Source organism: Paenibacillus sp. FSL L8-0340, assembly GCF_038593145.1.
In the GTDB taxonomy this organism is placed as follows: Bacteria; Bacillota; Bacilli; order Paenibacillales; family Paenibacillaceae; genus Paenibacillus_AQ.
In genome coordinates, this window is record NZ_CP151967.1 from 1,136,047 (window position 1) to 1,155,168 (window position 19,122).

Below are 19,122 nucleotides of genomic sequence, written 5' to 3' on the forward strand. Positions count from 1 at the left end.
GTGCAAGCCGCGGGCGTGAATGTCTTGCTAGGGCGCATAGCCCAGCTGGAATCCATCTAAGGAAGCTGTTATGGAATGGAACGGAGAGGAATTTTGGAACTGTAGGAGCGAATGCGTCCGCCTTTGTCTGCGGATTTCCACCGCGGACAGCGGTATAAATCAAGAAATCTGCAGACAACAGCGGCCGAAAGTCCAAACATTCCTTGCAGTGACTCCCGTAACAGTTGTATCTGAAGGCTATCGCGCAGCAACAGCGCGCTATAAACATTCTAGCATCTCGAGGTTGCTGTTTAGCTCGTAGCTCACAATAACAATCCGATATTTTTGCGTCAACACATAATGAGGAGGGTTCCATATGAAACTGGTACTTCTATCAGGCGGTTCAGGTAAACGTCTCTGGCCATTGTCTAACGATTCACGTTCGAAGCAATTTCTGAAGGTACTTGAGAGCCCAACGGGGGAACCGGAATCCATGGTGCAACGGGTATGGCGGCAGCTGGAGGAAGCTAATATGTCGGGTTCGGCTTATCTGGCTACCGGCCGCAGCCAGGTGGAAATGATTCAGAGCCAGCTTGGCAGCGAGGTGCCTATCATCGTTGAGCCGGAACGCCGCGATACGTTTCCGGCGATTGCCCTGACAGCAGCCTACCTGTATTCCATGGAAGGCGTTTCGCCAAGCGAGACCGTGGCCATCCTCCCGGTCGATCCTTATGTGGAAGCCGCCTTCTTCGATACAGTAGTGCAGCTTGAGCAAACGATGCAGGAGAGCGGAGCGAACCTGGCGCTAATGGGTGTAGTACCCGAACATGCTTCAGAAAAATACGGATACATCATTCCTACCAGCGCTGAGGCGGGAGCAAGCGGCTATCTGCAGGTAAGCCACTTCCAGGAGAAACCTGACCGTGAGCAGGCCGAGGAACTGATCAGCCGGAATGCCCTCTGGAACTGCGGCGTGTTCGCGTTCCGCCTGGGTTATCTGCTTGATATTCTGCAGCGTAAGGGATTGCCGCTGAACTATGAGGAACTGCAGAAGCAGTACAAACTGCTTGCTTCCATCAGCTTTGACTATGAAGTGGTGGAAAAAGAGGAGAAAATCGTAGTTCAGCCTTATGCCGGGTTCTGGAAGGATCTGGGAACCTGGAACACGCTAACTGAAGAAATGAACAGCAATCATGTAGGCAAAGGGTTCGTGACGGCGGATTCCGAAGGCACATGCCTGATTAATGAGCTGGATATTCCGATTACGGTGATCGGTGCGAAGGATCTGATTATCGCTGCCAGCCCGGACGGGATTTTGGTTACCCATAAAGCGGAGAGTCCGAGAATCAAGGAAGTGCTGAAGTCTTTTGAACAAAGACCGATGTACGAAGAACGCCGCTGGGGCCATTATAAAGTCATAGATTATGTGAAATACGATGAGGGAAATGAAGTGCTGACCAAACGGATTTTTATCGAAGAGGGTAAAAATATCAGTTACCAGCTGCACCATAAACGCAGTGAAATTTGGACATTTGTCAGCGGTGAAGCAAGCATTGTGATTAATGAGAAGATGCATAATGTCAAGGCAGGAGATGTGGTTCGTATACCGGAAGGCACCAAACATGCGATCCTTGCGCTGACGGATGTAGAGTTTATTGAGGTACAGACCGGTTCGGAACTGGTAGAAGAGGATAACATCCGCATCACCTTGGATTGGGAAGATATAGCTTTGCAACAGTTTATCTCGTAGGCCTAAATAATCTATTTAACCAATTGTTGCAAATCTAAAACAGGCATTTAGAACCATTTATTAATCTATTTTTATTAATGCTCTAAATAAAAACTTCATAGGGACGATACTTACGGTAAGAGGGATAAATCCTTCCAAAACGACAAGGCAAACCTAATCGAAAGATAGGGACGCAAAGCCATAGGGCCTTCGCAAGAGTGGCAGCCTGGCTACCGAAAGGAAGATAATTTTGAAAACTTACCGTAAGTCTCGTCTGCTGTCCACATTGTTGTCTCTTGCCATATTGTTAACCACTGTGCCTTTAGGGTTTGGGCTGTCGCCTTCAACCGCAGAAGCCTCATCAAGCACAGCAGTGCCGGTTAATCCGGACGCTTCAGCCGAAGCTGTCAAGCTGCTTAGTAACCTCTATTCCATTACCGGAAAAGGGATTATCACTGGACAGCACGATTATTTGGAGAGCCCGGATGAATTCAGCAACAAGCTGAAGGGAACAAGCGGAGAATATGCTGCTCTTCACGGATATGAGCTTGGCGTAATTAGCGGCCAGTCGGAGAGTACGGCTGCTTCGCAGCGCAAGAATGTGGTGAACAGCGCGATCAACTGGTACAAGAACGGCGGCATTGTCACAATGACCTTTCATCAGAATCTGCCGGGGACGGCGTACCTCTGGTCCAATGTGCAGAAGCCGCTCACCCAAGCGGAATTTAACAGGTATGTAACGCCGGGCACGACAGAATACGCCAGCCTGATCACGGATCTGGATAAAGTGGCGGTGTCTCTTAAAAGCTTGCGGGATGCGGGCGTTCCTGTACTTTGGAGACCTTATCATGAAATGAACGGCAACTGGTTCTGGTGGGGGAAGAAAAGTAATTTTGCTGAACTGTGGAATATTATGTATGACCGTTTCGTGAACGTTCATCAATTAAACAATCTGTTGTGGGTATGGAACCCTAATGCACCGAATGCCTGGTCCGATCCTTATGCGCTGACCTATCCGGGCGCTAGCAAAGTGGATGTTCTTGCAGCAGATATATATGATAACGATTATATGAATAAGTACTATGACAGTTTGCTTAGTCTGGCTGCCGGTAAACCGATAGGTATTGGTGAGAACGGTGAGATGCCCAGCACAGCCAAACTGAAGCTCTCCCAGAAAAATTTCGTTTTCATGATGAACTGGGGAAAAATGCTCTATGAGAAAAACAGCACAACTACGATTAAGAGTTTCATGAGCGATAGCTATACACTGACCCGGGATCAATATAAGAGTTGGAGTGCACCGGCCACTGCGCCAACACCGACGGCAACACCGACAGCAACGGCAACGGCAACACCGACGCCAACGCCAACGGCAACATCGACGCCAACACCAACGGCAACATCTACGGCAACGCCAACACCTAAGGTTACGCCAGCACCTGTACCAACGCCTGACTCTAATGATTCAGTGGAAGCGCCTGTGGTGAGCGGACTTAAGGGAGAGTACTTCAAAAACATGACGCTTTCCGGTACGCCCGCCTTGGTGCGCAATGATGCATTGCTTAATTTTAACTGGCGCCAGGGTTCGCCGGATCCTTCAATCGGTATAGATTCCTTCTCCGTCCGCTGGACCGGTCAAATCAAGCCAACGTATAGTGAGACTTATCAGTTTTTTACCACTTCGGATGACGGTATCCGCGTTTATATTAACGGTAAAGCTGTCATTGACAGCTGGATGAAACAGAGCGGAGCCGAGCGTACCGGAAGCATCGCTTTAACAGGCGGTCAGTTGTACGACATCAAGGTTGAGTATTACGAGAATGCCGGCGATGCGAATATCCGCTTAATGTGGCAAAGTCAAAGCCAAGCCAAAGTGACGGTTCCGGCCAGCGCATTGTTTGTGAATGCCGGGGCAGCTGCTGCCAGCCAGACAGAATTGGACAGTACACTCAGCCTGATTGCAAAACCGGCTTTAGCGGCGACAGCAGCACCAGCCTCAACGGCAACGGCAGCACCAACACCGGTGCCAACACCGACAGCAACGCCAACACCGGTGCCAACGGCAACACCAACACCGACGCCAGCACCAACGCCAACACCGACGCCAGCACCAATGCCAACGGCAGCACCAACACCGATGCCAGCTCCAACGCCAACACCGGTGCAAACGACAGCAGCACCAACACCAGTGCCAACACCGACAGCAGCACCTGCTGAGAATGGACTAAAGGCAGAATATTTCAATAATATGCTGCTGTCAGGCACTCCGGCACTTGTACGTAACGACGCCATTCTTGATTTCAATTGGCGTCAAGGCACCCCGGATGCTGCAATCGGCATCGATTTCTTCTCCGTACGCTGGAGCGGCAAGATTAAGCCGCTCTACAGTGAAACGTACACAATCTATACTACTTCAGATGACGGCATCCGCGTTTGGGTCAATGACAGTCTTGTGATTGACAGCTGGATGAAACAGAGTGGAACCGAACGCATGGGAAGCATCAGCCTGAATGCCGGGCAGCTATATGATATTAAAGTGGAGTATTACGAGAATCAAGGGGATGCCAGAGCGCGTCTAATGTGGGAAAGCCCAAGCCAAGTGAAGGGTACTGTTCCTGCGAGCGCCCTGTTTCTTCCTTCCGCTTCCTAAGCAGAGCGACTGGTTAGCTTCTGTATTCACCGGCGGGTGCTGGTTAAGACGTTACAATTATAATTCCTAAAGTCCACTCTTAGTGGCCCTGCTTATCAGCAGGGCTACTAAGCTATAGCCCCCATTTGGCCTCGGGATGTATGAATCTGCATAGGAACGCATCCTGTGTGCCGTGGCGGTAGTTCCCTGGAGAAAGGAGATTACGATTTGAACACTTACCGCAAGTACCGCCTGTTTAATACGATTTTACCGCTTATATTAATATTTTCCCTGCTGCCTTGGTCAGAAGCGAGGAGTCTTCCGGTTCCCCGGACGATAGTTACACCTGCTGCTGCCATCACTCCTATCAATCCCTCAGCTTCGGAGGAGGCTGCCGGTCTGCTCAGCTATCTGGTTGATCTTGGAGGCAAGGGAATGATATCCGGGCAGCATGACTATTTGGAGACCCCGGATGAATTCAACAATAAGCTGAAGCATGCAAGCGGACAATATGCCGTATTACATGGTTATGAGCTGGGAGCGATTAACAACCAGCCGGAGTACACCATCGTGAAGCAGCGCCAGAATGTCGTGAAGAGTGCGATCAAATGGCATCAAGGCGGTGGAATTGTGGCGATGACCTTCCATCAGAATTTGCCGGGTACCTCCCCGGAATGGGCTAATGTGCATATGAGCCTGAGCCAAGAGGATTTTAATGCTTATGTTACGCCGGGTACCCCACAGTATAAGAACCTGATCGCTGAGCTTGATGAGGTGGCCGAATATTTGGGAGACCTGCGCGATGCGGGAGTGCCTGTCTTATGGCGCCCTTATCATGAGATGAACGGCAACTGGTTCTGGTGGGGGCAGAAGGACAACTTCACCGAACTTTGGGACATTATGTATAACCGTCTGGCGAATGTTCACAAGCTGGATAATCTCCTTTGGGTATGGAATCCGAATGCGCCCAATGAGTGGTCCGATAGCTATGAGCCGTATTATCCGGGTGCCGGGAAGGTTGACGTTCTGGCGGCGGATATTTATAACAATGACTACAGACAGTCTTATTATGAGAAGCTGCTGAAGCTGGCTGACGGCAAGCCGATCGGGATCGGTGAAAGCGGAGAACTGCCAGACCCGGTCATATTGTCCCGAACGCAGAGTAAATGGGTATATACCATGACATGGGGAAAAATGCTGACTGAGAAAAATAACCTCGAGCAGATTAAGAGCTTTATGAGCAATAATTATACCGTGTCGCGGGATGATTATAAGTTAACGCTGGTCGGTAAAAACAATAACCCGGTCCAACCATCCCGAAATGGATTAACGGGAGAATATTTCAACAATATGGAGCTGACGGGCAAAGCCGTCCTGGTCCGCAACGACAATAAGATCGACTTCAACTGGCATGGAGATTCACCGTCTTCAGGAATTGGCAAGGATGCTTTCTCGGTGCGCTGGAGCGGCAAAATCAAGCCGGTTTACAATGAGAAATATACTTTCATAGCCTCCTCGGATGACGGGGTACGTGTATGGATCGACGGCAAACTGGTCATCGACAGCTGGAAGAAGCAAAGCGGTGTTAGCCGTGAGGGAAGCATAGTCCTGGAAGCGGGAAGCCCGTACGACATCAAGGTTGAATATTACGAGAACAGTGGAGATGCCAGTATTCGCCTTATGTGGAAGAGCCCAAGCCAGAAGCAGGCGGTTATTCCCAAAGGCGCGTTGACTTCCAAATAATGAAATGAAAGTAATAAGTCATTGTGAGGCAGGCACCCCGGAAGAAAGCGAGGACAAGGAATGAGGACTAGAACTAAGAAGAACAAGAATAAACCTCTACATCTACTGTTAAAATTCGCAGCTTTAACCCTCTTGTTTCTATTGTCTGTTTCTATCTTCGGAGATGACGGGACGAAGAGGGCCGAGGTGGAGGTTGACATGTCCAAATTGTCCGCAGCGAAAGATGCAGGACCCGCATTGCCGGACGGAACTGTGTTGTGGCAGCTGGGCAAGCATGACGGAACAGCTGGTGAATTTGCGGCTGCCGGCACTTCGGCCGCTAAGGAGGCATTTAAGGTTGCCTCCGTTTCGGCCAAGACTGCGGAGCTCCAAAGTGTGCCCTCCGGTCTTAGAGGCGACACTAATCCTGAGCTAAGGATTATGTATAAGCTGGATAAGATCCCGGTCAACGGGGTCTTATTTCGCGTAAGCATCATAGATGCCTATAAATCCATTCCGCAAATGAGCGTGTTCTCCAACCGGCAGCTGTCGGGGATTATCCAGATTGCTGGTGTTGCCGGTACAGACAGCAAATATTCGTTCCGCAAAACGTATGAGCTATATATCCCGAAAGAGCAGCTGGTGGCTGGAACCAACGAACTAAAGCTGCAGGCGGCCCGCGGGATCTATTCCTCCGATTTGGAGGATAAGTACAACTGGTGGACCTGGGATGACCTCAGCCTGGAGTCGCTGAATGCCCCAATCAAGGAGCCGATTCATGGCAGCTACACACTGACGGGCACCATGGTGAACAATAAGCAATTTTATTTTGACGAAGGTGCAGTTACGCATCTGCCTTATATTATGAAGTGGCTTGGAGTAGCTTACAGCGGCAATATTATGCGCACCAGCTGTGCCAGCGATGTCGGCCGCTCCTGTTCGAATATGGAGGAGTACTACAAGGTGCTCAAGGATTACAACATGCAGGCCGTTGCGCTGTATTTGTATACCGGTGATATTAAGCTTAAGGCGGATGGCTCACTGCCGGATGACGCCGAAAAGAAACTGACTGAATATTTCCAGAAGTACAGCCCGTACTTCCAATATTATGAGGTGGACAATGAACCCGGCCTGTTCAATCGTTCGAAGGCAGTGAACCTGGCGATTGCCAACTGGCTGAACGAGAAGGGCAAAACTATAGCTCCCCATCTGCAAACCGTGGCACCGGGTTGGGCCTATTGGCCGAGTTATAGTGCGGATTCCTGCGGCAGCCAGAAAGGTACGCTTAAACAGTGCGGCGATCCGGACGGTTGGGAGCGTGATTCGGAGCAACGCAACGAGCTGGAGGAAGTGACGGATTTAACGAATGGACATTCTTATGGCGAATCCTATATTTTCAGCCATGGAGGAAGCTTTACCGAGAATCTGAAAACCTTTGGCGGAACTGCGGACGGCCTCGGCAAAAAAATGCTGACGACGGAGTTCGGCACTTCAGACACACATGTAGATGCCTACCAATATGGGGCAGCCGAACGGACAGCGGCGGTCTTCGACCGGATTATGCGCGGTCATATCGGCTACGCGGATATGTTCATCCAGCATGCCGCCTTCTTCAAGAATTTCAGTCTGTTCAAGTACGGATTCAATCTGGAAGAGCATGATCCGGCCAAAACAGAGATCTACTATACCAAAGAAGGCGAGGATTCCCGGGTCAGCATTATGAGAAGGCTCAGTCTGGCTTATGCTACCCACGGAGCCCCGTTAAGTTATGAAATTACCAATAAGGATGATCTAGCCGACAAGCTGCTATATGTACGTGCTGTTGACACCTCAACACTTGAGCCTCAACCCGGAAGCAAAGCCACCTCCAACAAGGTGCTGGTTAATTTCGTCAACTTTGAGGATACACCGCAGACGGTTCATGTGAAAGTAAATATGCCGAAGAAAACCGTGTATGAAGGTGAACGGTTCGGCAGCGGTGATTCATACGAGGCGGCACGCAGCTATGTATCCGGCAAAAGCGCTACACCTGTCCTGGAGTTTACCGAGACCTTAGCTCCGGGCGAAGCGGTGCAGTATATCCTGCAGCCATCCTCCGAGGTGGCGGATACTGCACCGCAGAGTTTTAAAGCTGCTGCAGTCAAAGGTTTGTACGTAAAATTGAACTGGCTGGAGGCCCCTGGAGCAAGCTATGAAGTGCTCCGGGCCGACGGCTCAGGCACAGACCTGAAGGTTATCGCAACGGGGATAAAGGATACGGAATACACCGACGGTAAGCTGCAGGAAGGAACATTATATACGTATGCGGTTAGGGTACCCGGTTCCAGCATCATGTCGGAGAAGACACAGATTACAGCAACAGGACTGGTTCCTTTGGACCGTTCGCAGTGGAAGGTATCCTCCAATATCAATAACGAGGTGTCATATCCCGGAAATGCGATTGACGGGGACCGGCGAACACGGTGGGATACGGGTAAACATCAAGCCTCCGGAGAGTATTTGCAGGTAGATCTCGGGAAGGAACATAGTATAGAAGCGGTGGAAATGGATTACACATTATCTTCTTATGATTATCCACGGGGATATGAGCTTTATGTATCGGATGACGCCAGCAATTGGAAGCGCATAGCTTCCGGAAAAGGGAAGCTGGAGAAGACCAAGATAGAGTTTGCCAAGGTGAATGCGCGGTACATCAAGATTCTGCAGACCGGCTCGGGAGGAAATTACTGGTCCATACAGGAGCTGCAGATTTTTTCAAGAGAATAGAGATGTTGGGACTGGGCTGGCTGGCCGCATTTTTAAAAGAACTGATGAGGGCATGAAGTTATAAGAAATTTATAAGGATACCGAGGATTGCCCTGTTCCGTTCTTATCGAAATTGCGGCAAAGATTTATAAATTCACTTTCAGAGATATGTCCGTGTTTATACAACGCGTGGAAGCTTTCTTTTAGGTCTATTGTGCCTTCATGCTTCATTCCTAACTGGTTTAGCAAGCTGCGAATAGAAAATTCTAATCTCATCAACTAAGCTCCTCCGCGAATATCTAAAATTAGGTAATTCATGTAAGCCTACTTTACTACTATTTCAAAAAAAAGAATGTCACTATGTGTCGGTGATAAAACTAATATTTTAAGTACTTTTGACTCATTTTACTCATTTTTGACTAGGCTGCAGAGGAATATGTTGAAATGTATTCAGCAGACTAGAGAAGTATACATAAGAATTGCAAGAGGAGCAGGAATAAAAAATAATCACGACAGCTCCCTTAACTAGCGGAACCGCCGTGATTATGATGGATATTGATTTTGATTCATTGTTGACCATTGTCGCCAGAACCGGCGGCCGCCCTGTTCTGAACTACCCGCTCCAGCAGCATGCGCACAAGCTCCAAATCCTGCTCTTCCAAAGGAACACCGTCCCAATGCAGCTGATGCTGGTTCAGGATCTCTCTGGCATTGTTCGTGATTTCCATGGGGTCGGGGTTATCGGTAAGGCCGATGAGATAATCTGAGGTAGTGTGAAGCTTTTTGGCAATCAGTTGAGTATTTTCAAGGGTGGGCTGACGGTATCCGGATTCATACCCGGCATACGTACTTTTGGCGACGCCAACCGCTTCAGCAACCTCCTGCATGGAGAATTTTCTTGTTTTTCGTAGCTGTTTCAACCGTTTAGCAAACATCTGCATGCCTCCAATTGCGGGTTCCAACATGATTGGATATAGGCGTAATTCGTATTGAATCATTTTTGGATATTATACCATAAACATAACTGAACGAACATCCATCCCTTTTCCAGCTGCCAATCCGCCTAGGAAACTTCCCCCGCACATCCCCCGGTACTTTACGAGTGTTCTATTTTCAAGGGAGAAATATAGAATTAACAGTGGTCACCTGTTTGGTTACGGTTTTGCTCTGGAACGTGGAATTGTATACGGTGATTGTTCCCCCCACAGGCAAGTCGGTATTATAGATAGCCAATTTGCTGTATCCAACGGTAGAGGCCATGAATTTGCTATTGTACACTTTTACCTTTGCATTCGACAATACCGCGATATCCGCTTTGGGATCACCGGTATAATTGGCGGAGCCGTTATTCTTAAAGATTGAATTGATAATTGTTACCTCCGCATAATCTTCAACATGAATACCTTGTCCGCGGATATGAATAAAGCTGGAGTTTTTGATGACAATGTTTTTTGCGGACAAGGCAACGCCTACTCCAAATCCCGCCCATCGGGAAGCGCTGGTGTTGGTATCAAATACACAGTTCTCGATGACCCAGTCACGGCTTGGAGCATTGATTTCAATCCCGTCACCTTTGAGATTCACAAACCGGGTATTCAGGATCTTAACCCCGTAGCTCGGATTTATATTCGACAGAATGCCATAGCCGGAATTTTCGAACAGACTGTTAAATACAGTTAGCCGGTTGACTGTTACCGCATTCTGAATCCCTTGAACGCTGCATTCGAATCTGACGTCGATAATGTTGATGTCGTCCCCGTTCGGCATAATGCCAATGCGGGCTTTAATCCCGATGCCTTGAACACTCTGATTGCCGAGCAGGCGCAGGGCGGCTTCATCCTTGTTATCATTGCGGATCAAGGTAGCCTCTCTTCTGCCTGCACCTAGAACGGATATATTTTGAGGAATATGAATAGAGTTGATTAGATAAGTCCCTCTGTCGAAATAAATCATGCCGCCCCCCGAATTCTGCGCAGCCTTTACAGCCTTGGCGATACTCGCCGTATCATTGGTGACTCCGTCCCCTACGGCCCCGTAGTCCTTCACATTAAACATCGGAATGGCAAAATCCTGAACACTTCCTGCGCCCGTATCGCTGCTCCAGGCTTTTTCCGGAGCCTTATTCCAAATGAGTCCCACAGCCAGAGCTGCAGTAAGGACGGCAACCAGGGGCAAAGCTATTCTCCAGCGCATCATGAATCCCTCTCCTTAACGAAATGGTTTATGAGTAACTTTGAAAAACTTTTTTTCCTGAAAAGAAAACATTAATTGTTTACAAAGTTATTCTAAATGAATATAATAATTTTGACAAATACTCCTAATGAATAATATATGACGATAATCATTCGATGTCAGAATATGTGAAGAATGAAAGGGAACATGAAAGGAAATGGGATATGCGCTTATAAATAGAGATTAGGCAAGGAATATTTTTTTTAGTTATTTGGTCGCGATATGAATAACTTTATTTGAATTATTAAACATTTATTCTCGATGAGAACCATGAGAGGGAGGCCAGTCCTCTTTAGAGCGGCAGACGTCAACCTTCATTAGCATATGTGCCCCGCGAACTGTTGGTGCGGCAGTAATAGCGGACAAACGCTGAGATTCGTATATCATTACCTGCATTTATTCGCAGGATCAAAGGTAATGCCTCCTGTACCTATATCACTGGAGACACTCGGTCATGCTGTGGGTGCTGATACCTTAGACGTTAATCGTCAAGGGTGTGACGTGAGGAAGGGTTAAATGCCCGCTTATTGCAAGAATTCAGTTCGTCAATAAAGAAACAAGGGATGTGTTCGGGATGAAAAAGGTAAGAAAGGCTATTATTCCAGCAGCTGGGCTTGGAACCAGGTTTCTTCCCGCTACCAAAGCAATGCCGAAGGAAATGCTTCCGATCGTAGACAAGCCGACCATTCAATATATCGTGGAAGAGGCGATTGCTGCGGGCATTGAGGACATTATCATCGTTACCGGAAAAGGAAAACGCGCCATAGAGGATCATTTTGATATCGCGTTTGAGCTTGAGCATACCTTGTTTGAGAAAGGGAAGCTGGAGCTGCTGGAAGAGGTGCGGCGTTCCTCCCAGGTGACACTTCACTATATCCGGCAGAAGGAAGCCAAGGGGCTGGGGCATGCTGTATGGTGTGCGCGCAACTTTATTGGAGATGAGCCGTTTGCCGTGCTGCTGGGAGACGATATTGTGCAAAGCGACGTTCCGTGCACCAGACAGCTGATTGAACAGTACGAAAGACTTGGGAGATCAGTCATAGGCGTCCAGACGGTACCTGCCGATCAAACGAACCGTTACGGTATTGTAGATCCGCTGCGGGCCAGAGGGCGGCTGTACGAGGTGGACCGTTTTGTGGAAAAGCCGGCTTTAGGCCAGGCGCCTTCCAATCTGGCGATTATGGGACGGTATGTGCTTACGCCGGACATCTTTGATTTCCTGGAGAGCCAGGAGACCGGAGCGGGCGGTGAAATTCAGTTAACGGATGCCATTCAAAGGCTCAACACGGAGCAGGGTGTGTATGCCTATGACTTCCAGGGAGTACGGTACGATGTGGGCGAGAAGCTCGGGTTTATTCTGACGACGATTGATTTTGCCTTGAGAAGACAGGATCTGAGGCATGATCTGTTAAGTGCTCTCGGGGAAATTGTGGATAGAGAACACACCAGTACGTATGCAAAGTCAAGAGGTGAATAATAGATGATACCTTCCAGTCAAAGAGAAGAGGAAGCGGCCCTGTATGCTAAAAGGTACTATCCGGCAGTAAGGCGTACCGGAGGTAAGCCGGAGACATTATATCTATTTATTAAACGGGTCTTTGACATTGCGGCATCTGCGGCAGCACTCCTTGCACTGTCCCCCCTTTTCCTTATTCTTGCGCTGGTTATCAAGCTGGAAGATCCCCGCGGCTCCGTATTTTTCGGTCAAACCAGGGTCGGGAAGGCAGGGCGTTTGTTCCGGATTTACAAATTCCGCTCCATGATTGCTGATGCGGAAGCGCTTCTGCCGAACCTGTTGAACCAAAATGAAATGAGCGGCCCCATGTTCAAAATGAGAAATGATCCGCGGGTGACCCGGGTAGGCAGATTTATCCGCAGAACGAGCATTGATGAGCTTCCCCAGCTGGTAAATGTGCTTAAGGGTGACATGTCACTTGTCGGCCCAAGGCCGTCGCTTCCACGGGAAGTGGAGAAGTACTCGGAATACGACCGGCTTCGTCTATCGGTCACACCGGGATGTACAGGGCTTTGGCAGGTGAGCGGGCGGAGCGGACTGAATTTTAAGCAAATGGTGGAGCTCGATCTGCTCTACATTGAGCAGAGAACACTGGGCCTGGATCTCAAGATTATGTTTATGACGGCCTGGCAGCTGGTGAGATCGAAAAATGCATTCTAAATCATTTATAACGGGGTGAAGCGTATGGATCGCCATTCGAGAATATATGTAGCTGGGCATCGCGGTCTGGTCGGTTCGGCCATCGTCCGCGCACTGGGGAAGCAGGGCTTTCATAATCTTGTCCTCCGTTCCAGAACAGAACTGGATTTGCGCAACGGCGCTGAGGTGGACCGTTTTTTTGAGGACCAGGAGATTGAGTATGTATTCCTTGCTGCGGCCAAGGTGGGTGGAATTGCGGCTAACAACGAACAACCTGCGGAATTTATCCGCGACAATCTGCTCATTCAGACCCATGTCATTGATGCGGCTTACCGGAACGGGGTGAGCAAGCTGATGTTTCTGGGATCAACCTGCATTTATCCAAAGCTGGCTCCGCAGCCGCTCAAAGAAGAATATCTGCTGACCGGAGAGCTGGAGCCGACTAATGCGCCCTACGCAGTGGCCAAAATTGCCGGCATCAACATGTGCCAGTCTTATAACAGGCAGTACGGCACCCGGTTCATTTCTGTGATGCCGACGAACATATACGGGCCGAATGACAATTTTGATCTGTATTCGTCCCATGTACTGCCCGCGCTGCTGCGCAAATTCCATGAAGCCAAGGAACAGGGCAGCCCGTCGGTGGAAGTGTGGGGCACCGGCAATCCGAAACGTGAATTCCTGCATGCGGATGATCTGGCGGAAGCCTGTCTCTATCTGATGGAGCACTATGAGGGCAATGATATCGTGAACATCGGTGTAGGGGATGACATTGCGATCAGAGACCTTGCACTGCTGATTAAGAAGGTTACCGGCTACGAAGGGGAAATCACCTTCAACACATCCGTTGCGGACGGTACCCCAAGGAAACTGGTGGATGTGTCCAGAATCAATGCCCTTGGATGGAAAGCAAGAATTGGGCTCGAAGACGGGCTGCATGATGTGTACGCTGATTTTCAACATACGTATGCTGTGAAAAAATAATGATGCGGGGGAATTCATCAATGAAGAGAGCTTTAATTACGGGCGTTACAGGGCAAGACGGGTCCTATCTGGCGGAATTTCTTCTCTCCAAGGATTATGAGGTATTCGGACTGCGGAGAAGAACGAGCACGCCCAACTATGAAAATGTGTACTCTATTAAAGATCGCATTCATTGGATTTCCGGAGATTTGACTGATTTGGCTTCCCTGATTGAAGCGGTGAGAATCGCGGATCCGGATGAGGTATACAACCTGGGGGCGCAGTCGTTCGTAGCCGCATCGTGGCCGCAGCCCTTGCTGACGAGTCAGATCACCGCCGTTTCCGTTACCAATATGCTGGAGGCGGTCAAGATTGTGAAGCCGACGGCCAGATTCTATCAGGCTTCGAGCAGTGAGATGTTCGGCAAGGTCGTAGAAACTCCGCAGCGGGAGACTACCCCTTTTTATCCGCGCAGTCCTTATGGTGTAGCCAAGGTGTACGGCCACTGGATTACCGTCAATTACCGGGAGAGCTTTGACATGTTCGCCTGCTCGGGGATTCTCTTCAATCATGAATCGCCAAGACGCGGACTGGAGTTTGTCACCCGCAAGGTGACCGACGCCGTTGCCCGTATCAAGCATGGGCTGCAAAGTGAGCTGCGGATGGGCAATCTGGATTCCCTGCGGGATTGGGGGTTTGCCGGGGATTATGTCAAGGCGATGTGGCTGATGCTCCAGCAGGAGGAGCCGGATGATTATGTTATTTCGACAGGTGAAATGCACACGGTCCGCGAGCTGCTTCAGGTGGCTTTTTCGTATGCCGGACTCGATTATGAGCAGTATGTGGTGATTGATCCTGAATTTGTCCGTCCGGCTGAGGTCGACCTGCTGCTGGGCGATTCCTCCAAGGCGCAAACCAAGCTGGACTGGAAGCTGGAAGTCGGCTTCCATGAGCTGATTCATATGATGGTGGATGAAGATATGAAGCGTGTCGCTGCTGAGATCCGCTACCACGATGCCTTTATTTTAGTGAACTAATATTTCGATACAGCATAGGTGATCTAACAGGGGACGGCGCTGCCGTCCTTTATTCAAATATAAGACTCCCATGCCGCTGCGCGGCACCACTGAGGAATGAAAATATGCTTCAAGCTATAAATTATCCTTCTATTTCTTGCTGGAATGGATACCGCCCTTTTGAGGACGGCGAAGCCGTTTCCACTTGTGAAGGCCGAAAGCGGGTGAGTGCTCTGTGACCGCACTGAGATTGAGGCTGGCAGGGTTGAGACGCAATCGCGATTTCAATAACGTCATTTACAGCCTGCTTTCTTATTGTATTACTCCTGTCGTTCTGTTTATTTCAACACCGCTGCTGCTCAGGCATCTGGGTGATCAGCAGTACGGGCTGTGGATTCTTATCCAATCGGTGCTTAATGTGCTGGCGGTATCGAACTTCGGTCTTGGCAATGCGCTGATCAAACTGGGCTCCGAGAGTGACAGCGAAGAGAGATTTAATGCCCTCTTCCGGGTAACGCTTACGCTGTCGGTCATTCTGGCGGTGTCGGCGAGTCTTTTTCTTCTTCTGTTCGGCACTTATATTTTTCCTTTGCTGGTGAAGGCGGGAGGGCTGGATACCGTGCTGTCCGTCTCCTATTTTCTTAGCGGAATCATCGGCATTCGGATCATCAACGGCATTCTTTCCGGTGCCTACATGGCTAAGCAGCGTTACGATCTGAACAGCAAGGTGAATATCGTATTCAACCTGGCGAGCTCGATTGGCTTCACCATACTGGCCGTCATGTATGGAGACTTGTATCTGCTGGTGCAGTGGATGTTCGTGTTTACGGTATTGCTGGCGGTATGCAATGTCTTCGTCACACGCAAGGCGCTTCCCGGACTTCGATTTGCTCCCTATTTCGAGCGGGACAGCTTCAGAAGGCTGTTTCATTACGGGATTTATTCCTGGGGCCAAATGTTGATCAGCACGCTGAATGCCCAGATGGACAAATTGATTATCGGGGGATTTCTGGGTGCCAAAGTACTGGGGTACTACACGGTTTGCATGCAGGTGGTAGTGAAAATCCATGAAATTCCCGCTGCGGCCGGAGGATATTTACTGCCTAAATTCAGTTCACTTTCCAAGAGTGATGACCGCCGGGAAATCAGGAGGACCTATCATCAGTCACTGGTCATTGCCATTTCATTCGTAGGAGCTGCGGGTTTGGCAGCCTTTGTGCTGGCCAAGCCGATTCTGTCCCTATGGATTAGCCCGGAGTTTGCTGAAGCCCATTATGTGCTGTTCCAGGTGCTGGTATTGTCGGTATCTCTGGGTGCACTTGGTGTAGTCCCCTATTATTGTCTGAATGGAACCGGGTACGTCAGGCTTAATACTGCCATTTCACTTCTCACCACGCTGGTGACAATGGGTCTGTTTGTTCTATTGATCCCGAGATATGGTGCCATAGGCATCGGCCTGGGCAAATTTGTCGGCATACCGCTGGTTGTCTTCTCCCTGTATTACGTGGAGAAGGTGGTTCTGAATGGCAGCGGTCAAAGGAGGGAACCGGTTCGTGAAGGGACGATGGAAAGCATCTGAAGAGAATCATCAGAAGAAGTACCTGTTCTTTGATTTGCTGAATACCGGACATCATTATCAATATAATCTGGCTGTGATGAAGGGGGTATTGAAGGGGGCGCCCTCCAGTGAAGTCACGTACTATTCCAGTAGACTGGAAGAGAGCAGGCAGTCGGAGCTTGAGGCAGCAGGGATTAGTTATCAGCGGGCGGTGGAAAGGCGGTATCACCGTTATATGCCGTCCATGCTGGTCCGTGCGCTGCTTCTGCTGCAGGTGCTGCGTTTTGCTTACAAGCATAAGTCCGTTCTGCATCTGTTATATCTGGATACGCTGATTATTCCGCTGGTGCTTCTGATTCCTGCGCTGAGGGGAATGAAAATAACAGCGACGCTTCACTGGTATCCGCCAAGAGAGAGCAAGCGCAGGCTGCTGAGGAATCTGCTGCGGCGTCAACATCTCGATAAGCTTATTGTCCACGGGGATTATCTGCGGAAGCAGGTGCTGGAACTAACCAGCGTGGAGCAGTCAAGGGTAAGCTCTATCGTGTATCCCAACCTGCATCCTGCTGTGGTGCAGGAAACTGTTCAAGCGCCCGGCACCCATGCCAGCCAAGGCGCTGCGGAGGCCGTGCCGACCTTACTCTGCTTCGGCGGCCTGCGGTATGACAAGGGAATCGACCTGCTATTGGAAGCAGCCGGGAGACTAACCGGCCAGCCGTTCACTATCCTCATCGCAGGCAGGGAACAGGATTTCACCCGCAGCGATTTGGAGCAGATCATCCGCGGCAAGGGACTGGAGCACAAGGTAGAGCTATGTTTGGAATATATTCCCGATCATGAGGTGCCGTTATATTTCGAGCGGGCGGACATCATTGTGCTGCCTTACCGCAAAATGTTCTCCGGACAAAGCGGGCCGCTGACCGAAGCGGCGGCCAGAGGTAAGGTGATTATTGGACCGAGCCACGGGGAGATCGGGTACTGTATTGAGCGTTATGGACTGGGGGTCAGCTTCCGGGCGGAGGATATCAGCGATCTTGGCGACAAAATCGTCTATGCCATACATAACATGGATGAACTCCGCCGGAAATCACAAAGCTCGGAGTATAAGGCGCTCCTGTCGCCGGGTATTTTTGAACAGCGGTATTTCGAGGAGCTTGCCGGGTAGGAGGGAGGATAATGTAAATGGCGTTCGTTTTAAAAATCGGATTCCTGCTGGTGACCGCCTTTTTGATCAAGCCCACGGCTTTGGGAGAGAACTACTCCATGCTGGGAATCGCGGCGGCCATGCTTGCCTTTTTGTTTCATCTCATTGATTGCCGGGTGCATCCCATGAAGAAAATATCCATTCAGGGCCCTCATCGGCTTGTGCTGTTTCTGGTACTGCTGCTGTTCAGCTATCTGCTGGGCCACGCCATGCTGATGAACTCCATCTTCCTGCTGAATGTGCTGAAAGCTACAGTGCTGAACTGCACCGTAGTTCTCGTCGCGGCCTTCATCCTTAGCGAGGCGAGGGCCAACTATATTTTCTTTCGCAGCATGGTGATCATTTTTATTGGATTCATTGTGTCCTACTATGTGACCATCGCGCTGGCTGTATTTGTGACTCACCTGGAGCAGCTGGAGTTATTCCGGATTCAAATCGGGGACTATCCCTCCTCGGGGATGACCTATTTCCCCTTCACCGTCATGTACGGCGTTTACACCGTAGATGGTATCCGGTTTCCGCGGCTGCTGGGGCTGTTCAGGGAGTCGGGCATTCTGCAGATGTTCCTGATCTGGTCATTGTTCAATCTGAAGTCCATCCGGCTGAACCGGTTATGGATTAAAGGAACACTGCTGCTGGGGATTATCGCTTCGTTCTCAACAGCAGGGCTTGCGATTCTCTTCGCCAACCTTGTGCTGTATCTCTTTATGAATAAAAAAGTGATGAGAGGCGTCGTCTTGCTCTGCTTCACCTATGTGGTGATCATGTACGCCCCGTTTATCGGGATCAACGACAAGACGGAAACGCATGGCGCTTCCATCTCGGACCGTACCATGGCTACAGAAGCAGGGCTGGAAGCGCTCGGGAACAATCCGTTTGGTGAAGGCATGTACAACACCCGTATTCCCAACGCGGGGATCAACCTGGTAGCAGCTTCTTCCATGATCGGCGTGGCCGGCGTGCTGCTCGCGATGCTTGTCTATCTGGTACCTGCGCTTGCCGCCGGGAACCGCAGGCGCTATTTACTCGCAGTCATTCCCATTATTCTGACTTCGCTGATCTCACAACCGCTGCTGGATGCCCCGCTGCTCTATCTGCTGCTGATGGCCCCGTACAAGGGCGAAGAGGAACCACAACCCGAAGGGGCGGCATTACTTGTTCAACCCGCTTTGGAATACATCCGTTAGGAT

At 49.9% G+C, this 19,122-nt stretch carries 13 protein-coding genes and 1 riboswitch; of the genes, 11 read left to right on the forward strand and 2 right to left on the reverse strand.

Going from position 1 to position 19,122, the window contains the following annotated elements; all coding sequences use genetic code 11:
- Positions 1-355: 355 nt before the first annotated feature.
- The 4 genes from NST07_RS05170 to NST07_RS05185 all read left to right on the forward strand — a co-directional run bounded on the left by NST07_RS05170 (position 356) and on the right by NST07_RS05185 (position 8,825).
- The gene (locus NST07_RS05170) at positions 356-1,729 is read left to right on the forward strand and encodes a sugar phosphate nucleotidyltransferase (protein WP_341090052.1); all 1,374 of its coding nucleotides are present in this window, start codon (positions 356-358) and stop codon (positions 1,727-1,729) included.
- 136 nt (positions 1,730-1,865) lie between these two features.
- A riboswitch (cyclic di-GMP riboswitch) is annotated at positions 1,866-1,946 on the forward strand.
- A 12-nt stretch (positions 1,947-1,958) separates the two neighbouring features.
- On the forward strand, positions 1,959-4,358 hold the full coding sequence (locus NST07_RS05175) for a PA14 domain-containing protein (RefSeq protein WP_342481172.1): 2,400 nt from the start codon (positions 1,959-1,961) through the stop codon (positions 4,356-4,358).
- A gap of 207 nt (positions 4,359-4,565) precedes the next feature.
- On the forward strand, positions 4,566-6,080 hold the full coding sequence (locus NST07_RS05180) for a glycosyl hydrolase (RefSeq protein ID WP_341377430.1): 1,515 nt from the start codon (positions 4,566-4,568) through the stop codon (positions 6,078-6,080).
- A gap of 198 nt (positions 6,081-6,278) precedes the next feature.
- Positions 6,279-8,825 (forward strand): discoidin domain-containing protein, encoded by a 2,547-nt coding sequence (locus tag NST07_RS05185; RefSeq protein ID WP_341090055.1) that lies wholly within the window; start codon positions 6,279-6,281, stop codon positions 8,823-8,825.
- Between the two features lie 545 nt (positions 8,826-9,370).
- Here the strand turns inward: NST07_RS05185 and NST07_RS05190 are convergent.
- Both NST07_RS05190 and NST07_RS05195 read right to left on the reverse strand, forming a co-directional pair.
- Positions 9,371-9,739 carry a helix-turn-helix transcriptional regulator gene (locus NST07_RS05190; RefSeq protein ID WP_076109989.1) on the reverse strand — a complete coding sequence of 123 codons (369 nt, stop codon included), beginning with the start codon at positions 9,737-9,739 and terminating at the stop codon, positions 9,371-9,373.
- A 178-nt stretch (positions 9,740-9,917) separates the two neighbouring features.
- The gene (locus NST07_RS05195; protein ID WP_341090057.1) at positions 9,918-11,000 is read right to left on the reverse strand and encodes a glycosyl hydrolase family 28-related protein; all 1,083 of its coding nucleotides are present in this window, start codon (positions 10,998-11,000) and stop codon (positions 9,918-9,920) included.
- Between the two features lie 610 nt (positions 11,001-11,610).
- Between NST07_RS05195 and galU the strand changes: the two genes are divergently transcribed.
- From galU to NST07_RS05230, 7 genes are all read left to right on the forward strand, one after another.
- Positions 11,611-12,513 carry a UTP--glucose-1-phosphate uridylyltransferase GalU gene (galU, locus tag NST07_RS05200; protein ID WP_341090059.1) on the forward strand — a complete coding sequence of 301 codons (903 nt, stop codon included), beginning with the start codon at positions 11,611-11,613 and terminating at the stop codon, positions 12,511-12,513.
- 3 nt (positions 12,514-12,516) lie between these two features.
- Positions 12,517-13,212, forward strand: coding sequence for a sugar transferase (locus NST07_RS05205; RefSeq protein ID WP_341090061.1), 696 nt, complete (start codon positions 12,517-12,519; stop codon positions 13,210-13,212).
- A 24-nt stretch (positions 13,213-13,236) separates the two neighbouring features.
- Positions 13,237-14,175 carry a GDP-L-fucose synthase gene (locus NST07_RS05210; RefSeq protein WP_342481924.1) on the forward strand — a complete coding sequence of 313 codons (939 nt, stop codon included), beginning with the start codon at positions 13,237-13,239 and terminating at the stop codon, positions 14,173-14,175.
- A 20-nt stretch (positions 14,176-14,195) separates the two neighbouring features.
- The gene (gene gmd, locus NST07_RS05215) at positions 14,196-15,191 is read left to right on the forward strand and encodes a GDP-mannose 4,6-dehydratase (RefSeq protein WP_342481173.1); all 996 of its coding nucleotides are present in this window, start codon (positions 14,196-14,198) and stop codon (positions 15,189-15,191) included.
- Positions 15,192-15,405: 214 nt separating this feature from the next.
- Positions 15,406-16,749, forward strand: coding sequence for an oligosaccharide flippase family protein (locus NST07_RS05220; RefSeq protein WP_342481174.1), 1,344 nt, complete (start codon positions 15,406-15,408; stop codon positions 16,747-16,749).
- Positions 16,724-17,893 (forward strand): glycosyltransferase family 4 protein, encoded by a 1,170-nt coding sequence (locus NST07_RS05225; protein WP_341090065.1) that lies wholly within the window; start codon positions 16,724-16,726, stop codon positions 17,891-17,893. Before NST07_RS05220 ends, NST07_RS05225 begins: the two co-directional genes overlap by 26 nt.
- A 17-nt stretch (positions 17,894-17,910) precedes the next feature.
- The gene (locus NST07_RS05230) at positions 17,911-19,119 is read left to right on the forward strand and encodes a hypothetical protein (protein WP_341090066.1); all 1,209 of its coding nucleotides are present in this window, start codon (positions 17,911-17,913) and stop codon (positions 19,117-19,119) included.
- Positions 19,120-19,122: the final 3 nt, after the last annotated feature.